The sequence below is a fragment of the Telluria sp. ZB4P34 genome (assembly GCF_059686055.1).
The window spans coordinates 68,002-87,692 of the sequence record NZ_JCASIF010000009.1 but is presented as its reverse complement, the minus strand read 5'-3'; the positions used below and the strand labels follow the sequence as shown (position 1 = coordinate 87,692).

Annotated in this window: 14 protein-coding genes and 1 pseudogene; 6 read left to right on the top strand and 9 right to left on the bottom strand. The window is 66.1% G+C overall.

All coding sequences use genetic code 11. The features are described 5' to 3' along the window. Nucleotides 1-20: 20 nt before the first annotated feature. Nucleotides 21-1,172 (bottom strand): MraY family glycosyltransferase, encoded by a 1,152-nt coding sequence (locus tag AC56KL_RS15670; protein WP_497181086.1) that lies wholly within the window; start codon nt 1,170-1,172, stop codon nt 21-23. A 305-nt stretch (nt 1,173-1,477) separates the two neighbouring features. On the opposite strand from AC56KL_RS15670, the gene AC56KL_RS15665 reads away from it, so the two are divergent. Then, nucleotides 1,478-2,599 (top strand): cytochrome P450 family protein, encoded by a 1,122-nt coding sequence (locus tag AC56KL_RS15665; RefSeq protein WP_497181085.1) that lies wholly within the window; start codon nt 1,478-1,480, stop codon nt 2,597-2,599. A gap of 136 nt (nt 2,600-2,735) precedes the next feature. Here the strand turns inward: AC56KL_RS15665 and AC56KL_RS15660 are convergent, their stop codons facing one another. The 3 genes from AC56KL_RS15660 to AC56KL_RS15650 all read right to left on the bottom strand — a co-directional run bounded on the left by AC56KL_RS15660 (nt 2,736) and on the right by AC56KL_RS15650 (nt 5,742). Beyond that, the gene (locus AC56KL_RS15660) at nt 2,736-3,731 is read right to left on the bottom strand and encodes a fumarylacetoacetate hydrolase family protein (protein ID WP_497181084.1); all 996 of its coding nucleotides are present in this window, start codon (nt 3,729-3,731) and stop codon (nt 2,736-2,738) included. Between the two features lie 54 nt (nt 3,732-3,785). Further along, nucleotides 3,786-4,886 carry a phospholipase A gene (locus tag AC56KL_RS15655; protein WP_497181083.1) on the bottom strand — a complete coding sequence of 367 codons (1,101 nt, stop codon included), beginning with the start codon at nt 4,884-4,886 and terminating at the stop codon, nt 3,786-3,788. A gap of 142 nt (nt 4,887-5,028) precedes the next feature. Beyond that, nucleotides 5,029-5,742, bottom strand: a complete 714-nt coding sequence (locus AC56KL_RS15650) for a pseudouridine synthase (protein WP_497181082.1) — start codon at nt 5,740-5,742, stop codon at nt 5,029-5,031. 261 nt (nt 5,743-6,003) lie between these two features. Here AC56KL_RS15650 and AC56KL_RS15645 point away from each other — a divergent pair, with 261 nt between their 5' ends. After that, on the top strand, nt 6,004-6,339 hold the full coding sequence (locus tag AC56KL_RS15645; protein ID WP_497181081.1) for a hypothetical protein: 336 nt from the start codon (nt 6,004-6,006) through the stop codon (nt 6,337-6,339). Between the two features lie 195 nt (nt 6,340-6,534). On the opposite strand, the gene AC56KL_RS15640 is transcribed toward AC56KL_RS15645, so the two are convergent. The 4 genes from AC56KL_RS15640 to AC56KL_RS15625 form a co-directional block, all read right to left on the bottom strand. Then, nucleotides 6,535-7,548, bottom strand: coding sequence for a S49 family peptidase (locus tag AC56KL_RS15640; RefSeq protein ID WP_497181080.1), 1,014 nt, complete (start codon nt 7,546-7,548; stop codon nt 6,535-6,537). Then, on the bottom strand, nt 7,545-7,949 hold the full coding sequence (locus AC56KL_RS15635; protein ID WP_497181079.1) for a Rieske (2Fe-2S) protein: 405 nt from the start codon (nt 7,947-7,949) through the stop codon (nt 7,545-7,547). The genes AC56KL_RS15640 and AC56KL_RS15635 overlap by 4 nt, the downstream gene beginning before the upstream one ends. Before the next feature lie 12 nt (nt 7,950-7,961). Further along, nucleotides 7,962-8,621, bottom strand: a complete 660-nt coding sequence (locus AC56KL_RS15630) for an HAD-IIIA family hydrolase (protein ID WP_497181078.1) — start codon at nt 8,619-8,621, stop codon at nt 7,962-7,964. 126 nt (nt 8,622-8,747) lie between these two features. Continuing rightward, a complete protein-coding gene (locus AC56KL_RS15625) occupies nt 8,748-9,737 on the bottom strand; it encodes an RluA family pseudouridine synthase (protein ID WP_497181077.1) in 990 nt (329 codons plus the stop codon). A 798-nt stretch (nt 9,738-10,535) separates the two neighbouring features. Here AC56KL_RS15625 and AC56KL_RS15620 point away from each other — a divergent pair. From AC56KL_RS15620 to moeA, 4 genes and pseudogenes are all read left to right on the top strand, one after another. Then, nucleotides 10,536-13,652 carry an Rne/Rng family ribonuclease gene (locus AC56KL_RS15620; RefSeq protein ID WP_497181076.1) on the top strand — a complete coding sequence of 1,039 codons (3,117 nt, stop codon included), beginning with the start codon at nt 10,536-10,538 and terminating at the stop codon, nt 13,650-13,652. Nucleotides 13,653-13,959: 307 nt separating this feature from the next. Beyond that, nucleotides 13,960-15,277, top strand: a pseudogene (chrA, locus tag AC56KL_RS15615) (chromate efflux transporter). Beyond that, nucleotides 15,270-16,379, top strand: a complete 1,110-nt coding sequence (gene moaA / locus AC56KL_RS15610) for a GTP 3',8-cyclase MoaA (RefSeq protein WP_497181075.1) — start codon at nt 15,270-15,272, stop codon at nt 16,377-16,379. The pseudogene chrA and the gene moaA overlap by 8 nt, the downstream one beginning before the upstream one ends. A gap of 15 nt (nt 16,380-16,394) precedes the next feature. Next, a complete protein-coding gene (moeA, locus tag AC56KL_RS15605; protein ID WP_497181074.1) occupies nt 16,395-18,266 on the top strand; it encodes a molybdopterin molybdotransferase MoeA in 1,872 nt (623 codons plus the stop codon). A gap of 103 nt (nt 18,267-18,369) precedes the next feature. Here the strand turns inward: moeA and AC56KL_RS15600 are convergent, their stop codons facing one another. After that, the gene (locus AC56KL_RS15600; protein ID WP_497181073.1) at nt 18,370-19,689 is read right to left on the bottom strand and encodes a DNA recombination protein RmuC; all 1,320 of its coding nucleotides are present in this window, start codon (nt 19,687-19,689) and stop codon (nt 18,370-18,372) included. Nucleotides 19,690-19,691 lie beyond the last annotated feature (2 nt).

Below are 19,691 nucleotides of genomic sequence, written 5' to 3'. Positions count from 1 at the left end.
TTAGCAGTGCAGCGGGGAGCTCATAGTCCCCGCCGGATCAAGGAAGACTCGGACTCCGTCATCATACGGAACGCTTGTGGAGCGGCCTGCTTGATGCGGCGGCGGCGCGCCCACCAGGCAGAGACCACGAACGAATACACGGACAGGTACAGCAGGAAGCTCGCGAGCACGCCCTGCAGCAGGGCTTCCGGTACGGCGGCGAAGCGCACTGCCATCATCGCCGGGACCAATGCTACCGCCCAGGAGAATGGCGATACGCAGGCATTGCGCAGACGCGCCGGTAGCGCGCGGAAATAGTGAGCCACGATGGCCGTCTTGACCAGGCTGTGCAGATGCCAGCTGTCCGGGTGGCCCGGATGGCGCCGGCACCACAAGCGCCGCACGATGGTGAACACGGTCTCGAATACCGGATAGGCGCAGGCCAGCAGCGGGGCCCACGGCGATACCAATGGGTTGCGATGGACCAGCATCACCGACAGCCAGGCGAGCAGGAATCCGAGCAGGTAGGCACCGCCATCGCCGAGAAACAGCTTGCCGAAGGGGAAATTCACAACGAAGAAGCCGGCCGTCACGGCGCACACGATAAAGCACAGCTGGGCCAGGGTGCCATCACCGGCGTCCTGGGCAATGAAGCCGAGCGCCAACATGCCGATCAGTACGGTGCCGCTGGCCAGGCCATTGAAGCCGTCGATAATGTTGACTGCATTGGCCACGCCGCCCACGGCAAACGCGGTGAACAAGACGGAGGCCGGCAGCCAGCCCAGCAGCACGTCGATGGGCGCGACGCCGATGTGCAACAGGCTGACGCCGGTCAGACCCCAGCAGCAGACGCCGCTGGCAATCGTGGCGAGCAAACGCGCACGCACTGAAATGGAGCGAGTAAGGTCTTCGGCGAGACCGAACATGAAGGCCGGCATGGCCGACACCAGCACCGGCAGCAGCAATTCCTGCTGGTCGCGGGGCAGAACGCCGAGGGAGAGCCAGAGGCCGAGCATGATGGCGGCACCGCCGATGCGCGGTGTCGGAACAATGTGGAATTTCTGCACACCGCGCGTTGCGTCGAGCGAATACCGTCCGTGCCAGCGCGTCGTCAGGACGAGCAGCAGCGAACAGACGAGCGAGATGGCGAATCCAAGCTCGAGACCGGCAAATGGAAGATAAGTAATACTCATAGAACCACTTTGTTAACTCGTTAATTCTATCGCATTTCTGTTTGACCAAGGTCCAATCGTATTCGGAGTGCCTACGCGCTGGGAGATGCAAGTGATTGATTGTTCTAGAACAATTGCGCGATTCTAGAGATTTTGAGATCTAGCAATCAACCCTCCTGAAACATCTCCTAATATTCCTGACAATTCGTTACATCTTTATTTCAGGAATTTTTTCTTATTGGCAGTCGGGAGGCCACATGCTGTCAACATCGTGTCGCACTGCACCTTCCCTGCTCCGCTTCTTCTTTTTGTTTCCAGGTTTTGTCTTGCTGTTCGCGATGGCCGCCACGGCCTACGGCCAGGACTCCGTCGAGCTGGCCGAGCTGCGCGCCCGCCGGCTGGAAGCCGAAGCCCGCCAGGCCGTGGCCGAGGCCGAACGCGCCGAGCTGCTGGCGCGCCTGCCGCCGGCCCAGTCCAAGCCGCTGGCCGGCACGGTCGATACCCGCCAGTTCGGCGCCGCCGGCCTGGTGCGCGCCTTCGACCTGGCGCGCGAACTCGCGGTCTACCTATGCACGCGCCTGCCGCCGGACCGCAGCGCCGCCCTCTACGATGCGGCAGCAAGCCAGGGTATGGTTGCGGCGCGCACGGTGGACAGCGCCCTTGCCGGCCTGTCGGGCGACATGGCCGAGCGCAACAAGGCCCTGCAGCGCTTCCTCGACACCCATCGCCCGCCCGGCTCGGGCGCGGCCGCGCTGCCCTTGGCCATCCTGACCGTAGTGCCGGCCACGGTGCGCGCCGGCGCCGACGTCGCCGCCCTGCTGCGTAGCGACGTGAGCGCTACCGGCATCGGCTATGGCGAAGGCGCGCGCAGCCTGTTCGCCAGCGCCCTCGCCCAGTCCTGCCCCGAGCGCATCAGCGGACTGGGCGTCGGCTACCTGGGAGAACTCGACTGGGCGCGCTACGAGAAGTTGTTGGGGCGCGTGAAAGCCCTCGCCGTCCACCGGGCCGGCTACGCCCAGCGCATCGCCGAACTGCAAGGACTGGTGGAGAATGCCAGGGGCGAACAGAAGAAGGAACTCGCCGCCGTGGCCCAGGCCGCGCTGGCCCAGCTGAAGCTGGTGGACAGCTTCATCGAATCGCTCCAGGCCGGCGAAGCCAACGAAAAAAGTCCCCTGTATAACGCCGCGCGCTATCTCGGCTACGCCGAACGCACGGCGGGCAGCCTGGTGCTGGACGTCGACCTGCGGTTGGAAGGCATGAGCATCGTGAAGGAAAACCTGTTCAGCGGGCAGCACCTGCGCCTGTCGGGGGTGGCCTTTCTGTGGTTTCGCCTGCACGAGCCGGACGGCCGGCTGCTGCGGGCCGAGACCCTGCGCCGGATCAGCCGGCCGGTCGAGGTCGACCTGCGCGGTGAAGGCGCACCGGATGCGTTCTGGTCGGGGCCGTAGGGTGGGCGGCTTGACCTCGCAGCTCGATTATTCCCCAGCTTGCGCGCCGCCCACGCGGTGATAGTTAGCGGCAAGATTATCCGGCACGAGAGCGGAGCCGATAACAATCACCGCGTGGGCAAGGAACTTGCCCACCCTACTCCCATCGTTTCACGGTCTGGTCGATCGCCCCGAAGATCGACTTGCCCTTCTCGTCCAGCATCTCGATGCGGATGGTGTCGCCGAAGCGCATGAAGGGCGTGCTGGCGGCGCCGTCGGCGATCATCTCCAGGCAGCGCTGCTCGGCGATGCACGAGTAGCCCCGGCCAGCGTCCTTGTTCGAGACCGTGCCCGAGCCGACGATGCTGCCGGCCCGCACCTTGCGGCTCTTGGCTAGGTGCGCGATCAGCTGGGGGAAGTTGAACACCATGTCGACGCCGGCCTGCGGCTGGCCCACCAGGTGGCCGTTCCAGGTCGAGCGCAGGGGCAGGTGGACCTTGCCGCCGCGCCAAGCCTCGCCCAGTTCGTCTGGGGTGACCGCCACCGGAGAAAAACTGGTCGCCGGCTTCGATTGCAGGAAGCCGAAGCCCTTGGCCAGCTCGTCAGGGATCAGGTTGCGCAGCGACACGTCGTTGGCCAGCATCAAGAGCCGGATCCGGGAACCGGCGTCGTCGGGCGTCGCGCCCATCGGCACGTCGTCGGTGATCACCGCCACCTCGGCCTCGAAATCGATGCCCCACTCCTCGTGCGCGAGCACGATGTCGTCCATCGGCCCCAGCAGATCGTCGCTCCCGCCCTGGTACATCAATGGGTCTTCCCAGAACGAGGCCGGCATCTCGGCGCCGCGCGCCTTGCGCACCAGCTCGACGTGGTTGACGTAGGCCGAGCCGTCGGCCCACTGGTAGGCGCGCGGCAGGGGCGCCATGCAGGCGGACGGGTCGAAGTCGAAGGGACGGCGGGCGCGGCCCTCCGCGCGTCCTTCATTCAGCAGCAGCGAGAGCTCGGCCAGCTGCGGCGCGATGAAGCTCCAGTCGTCGAGCGCGGCCTGCAGCGTGGGCGCGATGCCGTCGGCCACGTGGGCCGTTTTCAGGTCGCGCGAAACGACGACCAGCATCCCGTCGCGGCTACCGTCCTTGAGCGTGGCAAGTTTCATGGTTGGTGGGTCGATGTTGGCAACCCGCCATTGTAGATCGCACGGGGCTTCCCGTCAGTACTGGACCACCACCCCGGCCCCGATCGTGCGCTGGAAGTAGTTGTAGTCGATCAGGCTCTGGCCATAGCCCGAAAACCAGTGCAGGTAACCCTTGAGCGGTCCGGCCAGCGGGAAGGCCCAGCCGAGCTGGGTCGCCCCTTTGTTCGTGTGGAAGTTATGGCGCAGCAGGGCCGAGAATTCGTGGCCGTCCTTGCGGTAGGTGCCGGCCAGCTCGGCGCGCCCCATGTAGTCGACAATGTCCGGGTTGTTGTCGTCCTCGATCGATTCGTTCAGGCGTTTCCACACGCGCGCCGTCATGGCCAGGCGCCCGCGCTCCAGGCCCACCTGGGCATAGATCCGGTTCCAGCTGCGCGACAGGGTCGAGGACTGGCCGTTCGACTGGTGGTTCAGGCCGAGGTTCAGGAATTTCAAGTTGGTGCCGAAGACGCTGAAGTTCAGCGGCGTCACCAGCATGACTTCAGGCTGGTAATTCGTTTCGCGGAAAGGGCTGGACGCTTCGCGGTTGCCCGCCTGCCAGAAGCTGTTCTGGGTGTAGCCGAACCAGACATCCACGGGCAGCTCGAAGGCGGTCTCGACCGCCTTCATCTTGAAGCCGAGCTGGTACTGCAGTTCGGCGTGGGACAGCTTGCCGGTGAAATCCGCCGCGCGGAAGGGCAAATAGGGCGCCTCGTTCGGGCGGTAGGTGCGCGCCGCGATCAGGTAGTTCGGATTGTGCGGGCGGAACACGAAGATGCCGCGGCGATGCTTCTCGTCGAGTTCCCAATGGCTGGCCATGGTGTACTCGGCGGCGGCCTCGACCACCGGATCGACCGAGGCGGACGGGTCCGGCTGCGGCTTGGCGGGGAAAGCGGTCGGCGCCTGGCCGGGCGTCATGCTTGCCACGGCAGGCGCGGCGGCCGGCGCCACTGCCGGTGCGGCAGCCGTGGCGCCATGGGCGGCGGCCAGTCGGTCGAAGCAAGCGAGGCGTTCGGCAGTGTCGCTTAGCCTGGTGCAATCTCCCAACTGCTGCGTGAGGGAGGGGGGCGATTGTTGGGCAATGGCGGGAATGGCAAGCAGCGCGGGCAGGATGGCTGCGGAAATCTTCTTCAAATGCATGGGCTTTTTTCAGAAACGGCTGTGCGGCCACCATGTCACAAGCAAGAGCTCGCATGACATGGCGGATTGTCAACAACAGTGTCGCGGAAAAGCCTGAACGATGTCGCACCGTTTGCCGCGGTGCGGCAATACCGATGACGCTTTACGGAACCAGCAGATCCAACTGTTCCTTCTCCAGGTAGCACCACTCCCCTTCCTTCAGCCCGAGCGACTCCAGCGTCAGGCCGCCGATCTGCGAGCGGTGCAGCGCGCTGCAATGGTTGCCTGCGGCAGCCAGCATGCGCTTGACCTGGTGGTACTTGCCCTGCTCCAGCACGATCTCGAGCAGGTGCTCGCCGCGCTGCACGCAAGAGAGCGCCTTGAGGGGCGCCGGTTCGTCGTGCAGCTGCACGCCGGACAGCATCTGCCCGACCAGCGCTTCAGTGACGGGCTCTGCGGTCGTGGCCTGGTAGACCTTGGGCACGTGGCGCTTGGGCGAGGACTGGGCGTGGATGAAGGGACCGTCGTCCGACATCAGGAGCAGCCCGGTGGTGTCGTGGTCGAGACGGCCGACCGGCTGGACGTCGCGCCATTCGAACTGCTCGGGCAGCAGGGTCAGCACGCCCGGATGGTGGCTCGGCTTGCGCGAGCACTCGTAGTTGGCCGGCTTGTACAGCGCAATATAGACGCGCTCGCGGTAGCGCCATTCCTCGTCGAAAACGCTCAGGACGAGGTTGGTCGTGTCGAAAGTGGCCTTGTAATTGTCTTCGACTGCGCCGTTGACCAACACGTCGCCGTCCTCGATCAGCGCGCGGCAGTATTTGCGGGTGCCGAATCCCTGCGATTGCAGGATGCGGTCCAGGGAAAGTTTGCTCATGGGGCGCCACTTTAACAGAAGCGACAGCCCCGACAAAGCACCGCAAACCTTGCTTTCGCGCCCTCCGCTACCCGCACGGGTAAGGAGCGCCCCCATCCCAGGGGTAATGTTTTCCGACAGGGTTCAGATGCATCCGTTCATTTGATGAGCGTCAAGCTTAGGAAGATTCTGATTGATAGACTTCAACGCGTTAGGAATCCGCCTAACGCCATGAGGACATCTTTAAGCAGAGTACCCCTCGCTAAAAACAAGGACAACACCGTGCACACCAACGCGCAACCGACCGATGGACCGCTTCCGCTTGCAGCCGATGCCGACGAACGTCGCCAGATCGCCCGACATCATGCTGCCCTGTTTCCCACGCGGCTCGCGCTGGCGCGCTGGCAGCACGGGGGACACATTCCCCACCTGCACCTGGGCGCTCCCGCCGTGCGCGCCGCCTGGTACGCCACGGCCCGGCGCGATTTCCAGGCATGGCTCGACCGTGGTGGTTTCAGCCAGCATGACGATGCTCCGCCAGCACTGCGCTCGTCCCCTGCCCTCGGCTACCAGCCGACGTGCGACGGCGATGCCCGGCAAATCGACAGCTGCACCTAGAAGCAGCCGCGCAACCATTGGCGGGAAATGAAAACGACGGCCGGAGCCGCCGTTTCCACTTCCTGGGAAGGAACACTACTGTGAGGAATTGAATTCTCTCGAAGCTGCACCGCTGGTGCAGTGGGGGAGCATCTTGCGGCTGAGGGTGATGCTACACCCAATATAGAACATGTTCCGCAGGATGCAAGCAAAATGTCATCGAAGCTGCGGCACAGCTCCTTTGTAGACCGCACTCACGGCCCCATTGCCGACTGCCGCGCCGAACTTCTTCAGGACGCGTTCCGGCAAGCCTTCGTGGGCCGTGTAGTCGACGATGTCCTCGGCCTTGACGATGTCGCGGGCCACCGTGTCGACCGTGCCGAAACCGTCGGCCAGGCCCATCTCCACCGCTTTCGCGCCGGTCCAGTACAGGCCGGAGAAGGTTTCCTCGGTTTCCTTCAGGCGCTTGCCGCGGCCGGCGCGCACCACCGAGATGAACTGCTGGTGGATTTCGTTGAGCATGGCCTGGGCACGGGCCTTGTGCTTGTCGGACTGCGGGCTGAACGGATCGAGGAAGCCCTTGTTCTCGCCGGCCGTCAGGAGGCGCCGCTCGACGCCCAGCTTTTCCATGGCGCCGGTGAAGCCGAAGCTGTCCATCAGCACGCCGACCGAGCCGACGATCGAGGCCTTGTTGACATAGATGCGGTCTGCCGCCGAGGCGATGTAGTAGCCGCCCGAGGCGCAGATTTCGTCCACCACCACGTAGAGCGGCTTGTCCGGGTAGCCGCGCTTGAGGCGCTGGATCTCGTCGACGATGATGCCGGCCTGCACCGGGCTGCCGCCGGGGCTGTCGATGCGCAGCACCACCGCGGCCGAACCGGCATCGGCAAAGGCCTTGTTCAGCGAGGGGATCACGGTATCGGCCGCGCCACTGCCTTCCGCTTCGATTTCACCGTTGATTTCGATGAGGGCCGTGTGGCGGCCCAGGTTCTCGTCGCCGCCGAAACCGATGCTGGAATCGTAATAGGTCAACAGGGCCAGGATGGCCACCGTCAGGAAGCTCAGCTTGAAGAAGATGCCCCAGCGGCGCGCCGCACGGCGCTCGCGCACGGTGGCGAATACCAGTTTCTCGAGCGTTTCGCGCTCCCAGTTGCCCGCGGTCGGGTTGGCGGCGAGCCGTTGTTCGGCCGGATATTCGCCTCGATGATCGTGACTCGTTTGCTCGCTCATAATTCCAGATTCTTAACGGGATCCCCGACGCCGGCTGGCGCTCGCACCATGTCGTCGGGCTGCCACCAGATGCCTCCGTCGCGTTCAAGCACGACGATCGGCCGCAGCCGGCCGCCGCGGCACGGTCCGCCGGCGCATTTGCCGGTGTCCGGCTCGTACACGGCGCCGTGCGTGGCGCACATCAGGTACAGGCCGCTCGATTCGAAAAAGTCGCCCTGCGACCAGTCGAGTTCGATCGGCACGTGCGCACAACGGTTCAGGTAAGCAAATGGTTTACCGTCATACCGTACCACAAAGCCAGTAGCAGGGTGCCCGAAAGCAATGACAGGGAAGCGCAGGCCCTTGCCGCCATCGAGCAGCTGGGCCGCTTCGCAGACGAACAGGCTGGTATCGTCAGCCATGCCTGGCCATCTCTACGCGTTCTCCATCAGCCAGGCATGCAGCTCGGGAATCGTGCGGGCCGAGAAGATTGGCCTGCAGGCTTGCAGCTGGTGCACCGGGTGGGCGCCGAACTCGACCGCAATGCCGGCCGCGCCGGCATTGTTCGCCATCATCAGGTCGTGGGTGGTGTCGCCGATCATGACGGTGCGGCGCAGGTCCTGGCCCAGTTCGCGCGTCAGTTCCTGCAGCATGGCCGGGTGCGGCTTGGAGAAGGTTTCGTCGGCGCAACGGGTAGCGTCGAAGGTGGCCAGCAGCCCGGCCGCGTTCATGGCGCGGTTCAGGCCAACCCGGCTCTTGCCCGTAGCCACCGCCAGGAAGTAACCTTGCTGTGCAAGATCGGTCAACATCTCGCGAACTCCCTTGAACAGCACGAGTTCGTGGTCCTTCGTCAGGAAGTGGTAGCGGTAGCGCTCGACCATGCGCGGATACAGCACCGGGTCGATGTCCGGCAGCACGGCCTGCATGGCCTCGGACAGGCCGAGGCCGATGACGTGCGAAGCCGAGGCATCGCTCGGCACCGGCAGGCCGAGGTCGCGCGCCGCCGACTGGATGCAGCGGACGATTGCCGCCGTGCTGTCCATCAGGGTCCCGTCCCAGTCGAAGACGATCAGGTCAAATTGCTTTCTTGGCATTGTCTATTCTTGTTCTTCGTAGGGTGGTCGGCTGTGCCGACCGCGCGTCCAACTCGTGCATGAATGGCGGTGCAGGTATTCATGCCAGTTTTGAACGCGCGGTCGGCAAGCCGACCACCCTACCTATTAAGTGAGTGGTTGCCCCAAGCTTACCAAGAATCGGTCGCACTCGGCCGGCAGGGACGCGCGCAAGGTCAGCGGCTGGCCAGTGTCGGGATGCGTGAAGGTAATCTGGTAAGCATGCAGGAACATGCGCTTGAGCGCGCCGCGCTCGTCATTTGCCTTCTGAAGCTGCTTGTTCAATGCAAAATCGCCGTATTTCTCGTCACCGAGGATCGGGAAGCCGCTTGATGCCAGGTGCACGCGGATCTGGTGCGTGCGTCCCGTCTTGAGCTCAGCCTCGAGCAGGGCGAAGTCCTTCCACTTGCGCTTCAGGTTGAACACCGTGTGCGCTTCCTGGCCGCCGGCCTGCACCACCACGCGGCGCTCGCCGTCCGGCGTCGTAAATTTATGTAAACGGAGCTTTACATGTTGGCGCTTGTTGGTCCAGTCTCCGACCACCGCGGTGAGGTAGCGCTTGTCGGTCACGCCGTCGCGCATCTGGTCGTGCAGGTTCGTCAGCGCCGAACGCTTCTTGGCGATGAGCAGCAGGCCAGAGGTTTCGCGGTCGAGGCGGTGCACCAGTTCCAGGAACTTGGCCTGCGGCCGGGCCGCGCGCAACTGTTCGATCACGCCATACGACACGCCCGAGCCGCCGTGGACGGCCACCCCGGCCGGCTTGTCGATGACGAGCAGGTGCGTGTCTTCGAACACGACCGGGAATTCGAGGCCCGGCGCCACTTCCTGGCTGGCCTTCTCGGCAATGCGGATCGGGGGGATGCGCACCAGGTCGCCTACCGCAAGTCGGTAGAGCTGGTCGATACGACCCTTGTTGACCCGCACCTCCCCGGAGCGCAAGATGCGGTAAATATGACTCTTGGGGACGCCTTTGCAGACGCGCAACAGGTAGTTATCGATGCGCTGGCCGGCTTCTTCCTCGGTGATTGTGACGAACTGCGCCTGGATCGTGGGCTGCGATGAAGGGGGAACAACCTTGTTCTGGTCCACTGTTCTCATTGTCTTCCCAGAAATTCTCTCTAAGTCCTTCATTTTGAATATATAATCGACAGGCGGCGGTCAAACCTCTGCTGGTGTAAGAATTAAAACGATATTTTACACAGGGGCGCGCTCCACCGGCCCCGCCATGAGCAAATTCGGTGGAAAAAACGTGTACGCACATTCAGGAGGACATCTCGAAAAACCGTCGCGAGCGGCAGCAGTTTTGGTTGAGAAGCGCAGCTGTACTTGAGTACAGCGAGCATCGCAGGCCGAAAATGCAACGCGCAGCAGGTTTTTGGAGGTGTCCGTGCGCTGATCAGGGTTGCACCTGCAGTTGCAATCGGGTTGCGTGGCTGAGTGCCGGATTGGATTGTCTGGATTTGTATGGATAAGTACCGGAAAGCCGCCCGTAGGCGGCTCGCCGGTTGATGGTGTCGATAACGCTTGTCGTTTTCGCCCGACCCGATGGTAGCCTCACCTGAAGGCTTGAGCGTTACCGAAGGCTGATTGATCGCCTCGGTATCGAAGTCTTGGTTGTTCGCTGGCTACGGTTTGGCTCGTTGTTGCACACCGCCCCGCTGGACCCGCCGTGCCCACCCCAACGTGGTGGCAGTCGGGCCAGTCGCTGGATGCGGCGTGCGTAGACAATGACGTTCGACTCCACCGCGCCCCGTGCGGCAGCGATGTCATGCATCGCCCTGCCCCGTCCCGGGTATTCCCCCCTCCAGCAATTCTTCTCCGCGTACATCCCTTGTACTTTCGCCGCGCCTGGCAAGCGCGGCATGACACGGCCTTCGGGTCGCGGAGTTAAGAAAAATGAAACGTATGTTGTTTAACGCTACGCAGCAAGAAGAGCTGCGCGTAGCGATTGTCGACGGTCAAAAACTGATCGACATCGATATCGAGACCGCTGGTCGCGAGCAACGCAAGTCCAATATCTACAAGGGTGTCATCACCCGCATCGAACCCTCCCTCGAAGCCTGCTTCGTCAGCTACGGCGAAGACCGCCACGGTTTCCTCCCCTTCAAAGAAGTTGCCCGTACCTATTTCCGCGATGGCGTCGACGTGCGTAACTGCACCATCAAGGAGGCCCTCAAGGAAGGCCAGGAAATCATGGTCCAGGTCGAGAAAGAGGAGCGCGGCAACAAAGGCGCCGCACTCACCTCCTTCATCTCGCTGGCCGGCCGTTACCTGGTCCTGATGCCGAACAACCCGCGCGGCGGCGGCGTGTCGCGCCGTGTGGAAGGTGAAGAGCGCCAGGAACTGCGCGAGACCATGGACAAGCTCGACCTGCCGCAAGGCATGTCGGTCATCGCCCGCACCGCCGGCATCGGCCGCAACGTCGAAGAACTGCAGTGGGACCTGAACTACCTGATGCAGCTGTGGCGCGCGATCGAAGGCGCCGGCAAGTCGGCCTCCGGCCCCTTCCTGATCTACCAGGAAAGCTCGCTCGTGATCCGCGCGATCCGCGACTACTTCCAGCCGGACATCGGCGAAGTCCTGATCGACACCGACGAGATTTTCGACCAGGCGCAGCAATTCATGTCGCACGTGATGCCCGACATGGCGCACCGCGTGAAGCGCTACAGCGATGACGTGCCGCTGTTCTCGCGCTTCCAGATCGAACACCAGATCGAGACCGCCTACGCGCGCACCGTACCGCTGCCCTCGGGCGGCGCGATCGTCATCGACCACACCGAAGCCCTGGTCTCCATCGACGTCAACTCGGCGCGCGCCACGCGCGGCTCGGACATCGAGACCACCGCCTTCAACACCAACTGCGAAGCGGCCGACGAAGTGGCCCGCCAGCTGCGCCTGCGCGACCTGGGCGGCCTGATCGTGATCGACTTCATCGACATGGAAGTGGCCAAGAACCAGCGCGAGGTGGAAAGCCGCCTGAAGGAAGCCCTGCACCATGACCGTGCACGCGTCCAGATGGGCAAGATTTCCCGCTTCGGCCTGATGGAACTGTCGCGCCAGCGCCTGCGTCCGTCGCTGTCGGAAGGCTCGCACGTGACCTGCCCGCGCTGCTCGGGCACCGGCCACATCCGCGATACCGAATCCTCTGCCCTGCAAGTCCTGCGCATCATCCAGGAAGAGGCGATGAAGGAGAACTCGGCCGCGATCCACGTGCAGGTGCCGGTCGACGTCGCCGCCTTCCTGCTGAACGAGAAGCGCGGCGAAGTGCTCAAGATCGAGAACCGCCACCGCATCACCGTGATCCTGATCCCGAACAAGCATCTGGATACCCCGCACTACAAGCTCGAGCGCATCAAGCACGACGACCCGCGCCTCGAAGACGCCGCCGCCAGCTACACCATGGCGGAATCGGCCGAGACCGACATGGGCTTCGCCAAGCGCCAGAAGGAAGAAGCCAAGCCGCGCCAGGAAGCCGTGGTCAAGACCATCACCCCGGCCCAGCCGGCGCCGATGGTGGACCGCAGCGAAGCGGCCAAGCCGGCCAGGTCCGCAGCCCCGGTCGCTCCGGCTCCGGCCCCGGTCGCAGCCGCGCCGGTCCCGAGCGAACTGGGCTTCTTCGCCCGCATCAAGGGCTTCTTCATGGGCGCCCCGGTCGCCCCGGCCCCTGCGCCAGCTCCCGTCACAGCCGAGAAGCCGGCAACCCTGGCCGCCGCCGAGCGTGGTGAGCGCAATGGCCGTAACGGCCAGCGCACCCGCAACGGCCGCGGCGCCAAGGGCGGCCGCGACCGTGACGAGCGCGACCTGACCGCCAAGACCGAGGACAACGCCAAGCCGGTGGAAGCCGAGGGCAAGCCGGCGCGTGCGCCGCGCCAGCCGCGTGAACAGCGCGAGCCGCGTACACCGCGCGAGCCGCGTGAGCAGCTCGACGCCGCCCAGGCCGCGCCAGCCGCACGTGCGGAACGCGAACCCGGCGAGCGCAAGGAGCGCGCACCACGCCAGCCACGCGAGCGCAGCGAACGCAGCGCCCAGCAGGTGGAGGCCAAGGCCGAAGAGCTGAAGATCCAGGCCATCCCGGCCCCGGCCGACGAAAGCGAACTGTCGACCACCACCCCGCACGGCGACGTGCTGGAAAACACGGTGAAGGTGGCGACGCTCGGCGCCAACGGCGAGGAAGCGGACGCGGATGGCGACGAGCCGCGCCGCCGCCGCCGCCGCGGTGGCCGCAACCGCAACCGCCGCGACCGCGACCAGGTCGACGGCATCGAGTCGGCCGAAGGTCTTGAGGGTGCACCGGCCTTCAACCCGGTCGCCGACGAGGAAGCCGCCAAGGTCGCGGCCGAAGCCAGGAGCGCGCCGAAGGGCCGTGCCGCCGCTTCGGCCGAGCCGGGTCCATGGCCCTTCCCTACCGCGGCACTGATGGCCGCCAAGGCGCAGGCCGCGGCGGCGGCAGCTGCTCCCGCTCCGGCGCCGGCTCCGGCCGCTCCTGCGGCGGTTGCCGAGGCTGCTCCAGCCGCGGCTGCAGCAGTCGAACGCGGCCCGTGGGTCTTCCCGACCGCGGCGTCGATGGCTGCCCTCAAGGCTGAAGCGACGCAGGCTGCCGAAGCGGCGGCAGCGCCTGCTCCGGTGGCGGAAGCACCGGCAGCGCCTGCTGCTCCTGCTGCTCCTGCTGCTCCTGCTGCTCCTGCTGCTCCTGCTGCTCCTGCTGCTCCTGCTGCTCCTGCTGCTCCTGCTGCTCCTGCTGCTCCTGCACCTGTCGAGGCAGCGCCTGCGCCGGTGGCTGCCGCTCCCGCAGTTGCTCCTGCTCCTGCTCCGGTAACGGACAGCGCACCGGTCGACATGAACGACCTGCTGTCCAAGGCCGGCCTGCAGCTCGCCGCGACCGATCCGGAAAAGCTGCGCGCCGCCCAGGAAGCCGCGGCCCAGGCCGCTTCCGCACCGCGCGTAGGCCGCGCCCGCAAGCCGGTGCAGGCGCCGGTGGACGAGCCGTTGATCCAGGTGGACACGCGCCAGTAAGCGCTAGCACGCTGGTGTAGCGAAAAGGGAAGCCTCGTCAGGCTTCCCTTTTTTTTGCCGGTGATGGCTGCTCGGAACCTAGGGTGGGCGGCTCCTCCCGGAATGCTAGATTCGCCCCGGCACCGGCGCCGCCCACGCGGTGATCGCTTGCAGCGAGATCATCCGGCACGGGAACGGAGCCCTCAACGATCACCGCGTGGGCGGCATCCCAGGTATCGGCAGAGCGTCTCTTCGAGTACAGCCGCCCACCCTACCTTGGTACTCGCCGACCAACATCGCCGTCATATTGCCGGGTTACCATAACAACATGCAATCCCCGCCCCCGATCCCCTTCCGCACAGCCCTGCTCTTCTGGCTCAAACTCGGCTTCATCAGCTTCGGCGGCCCTGCCGGCCAGATCGCCCTGATGCACGCCGAACTGGTCGAGCGCCACCGCTGGATTTCCGAGCAGCGCTTCCTGCACGCCCTGAACTACTGCATGCTGCTGCCCGGCCCCGAAGCGACCCAGCTGGCCGTCTACATCGGCTGGCTGCTGCACCGCACCTGGGGCGGGATCCTGGCCGGGCTGCTGTTCATCCTGCCTTCGCTGGCGCTGCTCATCGGCCTGTCCTGGATCTACCTGGCCTGGGGACACCTGCCCGCCATCGCCGGCCTCCTGGCCGGCATCAAGCCGGCCGTGGTGGCGATCGTCATCGCCGCGGCCTGGCGCATCGGCACGCGCACGCTGCGCAACGGCGCGCTGGCGGCAGTCGCCCTGCTGGCCTTCGTCGCCATTGCCGTGTTTGACATTCCCTTCCCGCTGATCGTCCTGGGGGCGGCGCTCGCGGGCGCGGTCGGCGGGCGAGCCTGGCCGCAGCGCTTCCAGCCCGGCGGCGGTCACCCGGCCGACCGCAAGCACGACGGCCCCGCCCTGATCGACGACGACGCCCACCCCGGCGCATGCGCGCTTCACGCTGCGCGGCCTGGCCAAGGCGTCCCTGGCCGGCGTCGGCCTGGCCCTGGGCGCCTGGCTCCTGCTTGCCGCCGCCTACGGCGTGGACGGCACGCTGTCCCGGATGGGCTGGTTCTTCACCAAGGCGGCCCTGATGAGCTTCGGCGGCGCCTACGCCGTGCTGCCCTACGTGGTGCAGGGCGCGGTCGAACAATACGGCTGGCTCAGCGCCACCCAGATGATCGACGGGCTGGCGCTGGGCGAGACGACCCCCGGCCCATTGATCATGATCGTGGCCTTCGTGGGTTTCGTGGGGGGCTGGACTGGGGCGCTGTTCGGACCGGGCACGCTGCCGCTCGCCGGTATTGCCGGCGCCCTGGTGGCGGCCCTGTTCACCTTCCTGCCCTCGTTCGTATTCATCCTGGCGGGCGGGCCGCTGGTCGAGTCGGGGCGGGGCAACGTCCGGCTCACCGCTCCCCTGACGGCGATCTCGGCGGCCGTCGTCGGCGTGGTCGCCAGCCTGGCCGTGTTCTTCGGGCAGCACGTGTTTTTTGCGGGAGGCCAGCTGCAGCCGGCCGCGATTGCGATCGGCGCGGCCGCCAGCCTGGCCCTGCTGCGCTACCGGGTCGGGCCGATCAAGCTGATCGCCGCCTGTGCGCTGGCGGGGCTCGTGCTATCGTATTGGCATGCCTGAAAAAATCATCCTGCTGAACGACCTGCGCTCGCCCGCCATGCCGGTCCCCAGCGTGCCGGAGGCGCCTACCGGCCTGCTGTCCGATGCACTGGGCAGGCCGCTGCACGACCTGCGCATCTCGGTCACCGACCGCTGCAATTTCCGCTGCGTCTACTGCATGCCGAAAGAGGTGTTCGACAAGGACTATGCCTACCTGCCGCACGGCGACCTGCTCTCCTTCGAAGAGATCACGCGCGTGGCGCGCCTGTTCATCGCCCACGGCGTCGAGAAGATCCGCCTGACCGGCGGCGAACCGCTGCTGCGCAAGAACCTCGAGCGCCTGGTCGGCATGCTGCGCGCCCTGGACACCCCGAGCGGCCGGCCGCTCGACCTGACCCTGACCACCAACGGTTCGCTGCTGGCGCGCAAGGCCGCGGCCCTGAAGGACGCCGGCCTGGACCGCGTGACGGTCTCGCTCGACGCGCTCGACGACGCCGTGTTCCGGCGCATGAACGACGTCGACTTCGCGGTTGCCGACGTGCTGCACGGGCTGGACGCCGCCCACGCGGCCGGGCTGGGACCGGTCAAGGTCAACATGGTGGTCAAGCGCGGCACCAACGAGGACCAGGTACTGCCGATGGCGCGCCACTTCAAGGGCTCGCCCTTCATCCTGCGCTTCATCGAATACATGGACGTGGGCGCCTCGAACGGCTGGAACATGCTGGACGTGATTCCTTCCGCCGAGCTGGCGAGGCGCATCGGCCTTGAGATGCCGCTGGCCCCCGTCGCCGCCAACTACAGCGGCGAGACCGCCGCCCGCTGGCGCTACCTCGACGGCAGCGGCGAAGTCGGCTTCATTTCCAGCGTCACGCAAGCCTTCTGCCACGACTGCTCGCGCCTGCGCCTGTCCACCGAAGGCAAGCTGTATACCTGCCTGTTCGCCACCCAGGGCCATGACCTGCGGGCCCTGCTCAGGGGCGGACGGGCGGACGCCGAGATCTCGGGCGCGGTGGCCCAGCTGTGGCGCGGCCGCGCCGACCGCTATTCGGAAACGCGCACGATCGACGCATCCAGGCTGGCGCGCGGCGGCAAGAAGGTCGAAATGTCGTACATCGGCGGCTAGTGCTATTGACTGAACATGGACAAGAAACTCATCACGGGACTCATCCTGGCGGGCGGCCGTGGCTCGCGCATGGGCAATGTCGACAAGGGCCTGCAGCCGTTCCGCGGCAAACCGATGGCGCAGCACGCGATCGAGCGCCTGCTGCCCCAGGTCGGCTCGGTCATGGTCAACGCCAACCGCAACATCGAGCGCTGGCTGGCGCTGGCCGCCCCGGTGTGGCCGGACGAGACGCCGGGTTTTGCGGGACCGCTGGCCGGACTGGAAGCCGGCCTGCGCCACTGCGCCACGCCCTGGCTGCTGGCGGTGCCCTGCGATTCGCCCTTCCTCCCGCCCGACCTGGCGGCGCGCCTCGCCGCCGCGGTCGAGGAGCACGAGGCCGACCTGGCCTTTGCCGTGACCCGCGAGCCGGGTATGCGTCCGCAGGCGCATCCGGTGTTCTGCCTGGTGAAGGCGAGCCGGCTGCCGGTGCTGTCGCAGTACCTGCTCGAAGGCGGCCGCCGCATGGACGGCTGGTACAAGGAGCTGAAAGCGGTCGAGGTGCCGTTCGACGATGCCGACGCCTTCCGCAACATCAACACGCTGGAAGAGCTGCAGGGATTTGACGACAGCGCGCCGCGCAGCCTGGAGCAAGTGACCAGCTGCCTGTCCGGCTACGATCCCGACGCCTTGGGCGTGCGCGACGCCCAGCGCATCATCCGCGAGTTCGTGCAGCCGGTGCGCGCCGTCGAGCAGGTGGCGCTGCGCTCCGCGCTTGGGCGCGTGCTGGCGCGTGACGTGATCTCGCCGATCGACGTACCGGCGCACGACAACTCGGCGATGGACGGCTATGCATTGCGCGGCGCGGACCTGCGCGGCGACGGCCCGGTGTCCCTGCGCGTGATCGGCACGGCGCTGGCCGGCGCGCCGTCGGGACTGGTTCCGGCTGCCGGGGAATGCGTGCGGATCATGACGGGCGGCGTCATGCCCGCAGGCTGCGACAGCGTGGTCCCGCAGGAATTCGTCACGCAGGAAGGCGACACCATCCTCCTTCCCGCGGGCGTGATCCGTCCGGGCGACAACCGCCGCTTTGCCGGCGAAGACCTGAAGGCCGGCAGTCCGGCCTTGAAGGCGGGGCGCGTGCTGCGTCCGGCCGACCTCGGCCTCATCGCCTCGCTCGGGATCGCCGAAGTGGCGGTGCAGCGGCGCCTGCGCGTGGCCTTCTTCTCCACCGGCGACGAGCTGCGCTCGGTCGGCGAAACCCTTGACGAAGGCTGCGTCTACGACAGCAACCGCTACACCATCTACGGCATGCTGCAGCGGCTCGGCGTCGATGTCATCGACATGGGCGTCGTGCGCGACGACCCACAGGCGCTGGAAGAAGCGCTGCGCAGCGCCTGCGAGAACGCCGACGCCATCATCACCTCGGGCGGCGTGTCGGTGGGCGCGGCCGACTATACCAAGGGGATCATGGCGAAGCTCGGCGACGTGACGTTCTGGAAGATCGGCATGCGCCCGGGGCGCCCGCTGGCCTTCGGCCGCATCCGGTCGAACGGCCGCGGCGCCTTCCTGTTCGGGCTGCCGGGCAACCCGGTGGCGGTGATGGTCTCGTTCTACTTCTTCGCACGCGAAGCGCTGCTGCGCATGATGGGGGCCGAGGCTCCCCTGCCGCTGATGCGCGCACGCTCGGCCGGCGCGATCCGCAAGAAGCCGGGCCGCACCGAATACCAGCGCGGCATCCTGGCGCGCGGCGAGGATGGCGAGCCGGAAGTGCGCATCACCGGTTCGCAGGGTTCCGGCATCCTGCGCTCGATGTCGGAGGCGAACTGCATGGTGGTGCTGCACGACGAACAGGGCAATGTCGCGGCCGGGGACATGGTCGATGTATTGGTCTTCGAGGGGTTGATGTAGGGTGGTCGGCTCTGCCGACCGCGCGTCCAAATCACCTGTGAGCAGATGTAGCGGCTGATCGCAAGCCGGTTGAACGCGCGGTCGGCGAAGCCGACCACCCTACTTATTCATCGGAGTCCAGTCTATCGGGCCCGAGCATCAGCTGCGCCGCCTCGCTCGGCAGCGCTTCCACCGACTTCAGCTTGCGCGCCATCTGGCGGCTGCGCACTTCGGCGCTTTCGATGTTCTTGGCCGCCTTCTCCAGCGTAGCCTTGGTGGTGGCCAGCACGTCGCCGAACTTGGTGAATTCGGTCTTCACCGCGCCCAGCACCTGCCACACCTCGGACGAGCGCTTTTCCAGCGCCAGCGTGCGGAAGCCCATCTGCAGGCTGTTGAGCAGCGCGCTCAGGGTCGACGGTCCGGCAATGCTCACCCGCAGCGAGCGCTGCAGGTCGTCGGCCAGGCCGGGACGGCGCATCACTTCCGCATACAGGCCCTCGGTCGGCAGGAACAGAATCGCGAAATCCGTGGTCTGCGGCGGCGACACGTACTTCTCGCAAATCGTCTTGGCCTCCAGCCGCACCGCGCGTTCCAGCTCGGCGCCGGCGCGCGCCACGCCATCGGCATCGGCCATTTCCGCCGCCTCCAGCAGGCGTTCGTACTGCTCCTTCGGGAACTTGGCGTCGACCGGCAGCCACAGGGGCGGCCCGCCATCGACCACGCCCGGCAGCTTGATCGCGAACTCCACCCGCGCGCCGCTGCCGGCGATGGTCTCGACGTTCTTGGCGTACTGCTCGACCGTGAGCACCTGCTCGAGCAGCATCTCGAGCTGCACCTCGCCCCAGGTGCCGCGCGTCTTGACGTTGGTGAGCACGCGCTTGAGGTCGCCCACGCCGATGGCCAGGGCCTGCATCTCGCCCAGGCCCTGGTGCACCTTTTCCAGCCGTTCGCTGACCTGCCTGAAGCTCTCGGTCAAGCGCGTCTCCAATGTCGCATGCAGCTTCTCGTCGACGGTCTGGCGCATCTCTTCCAGGCGCCGCGCGTTGTCCGTCTGCAGGTCGCGGATTTTCGTCTCCAGGGTGCCGCGCACTTCCAGCATGCGCTGGGCGTTCGATTCGGTCAGGTTCGACAGGGTCAGTTGCAAGGTGTCGGCGAAGCGCTTCAGTGCGCGCGCCTGTTCTTCGCGGCCGCTGGCGGAATGCAGCTGCATCTGCTGGCGCATGCCGTCGAGCTGCTGCACGGTCGCGGCATGGTACTGGCCCATGTGCCCCGCCACTTCCTGGCGCGTGGCCTGGGCGGTGGACTGCATCTCGAGCCGCAGCTCGCGCTCCAGGCGTTCGATGTGGCGGCCGTCGCCGCTGGAGCGGGCCTTCATCAGCAACAGCAGCTGGAGGCCAAGCACGGCCAGCACGGCAAGCAGTATCAGGAGTTCGACGATGTCCATGT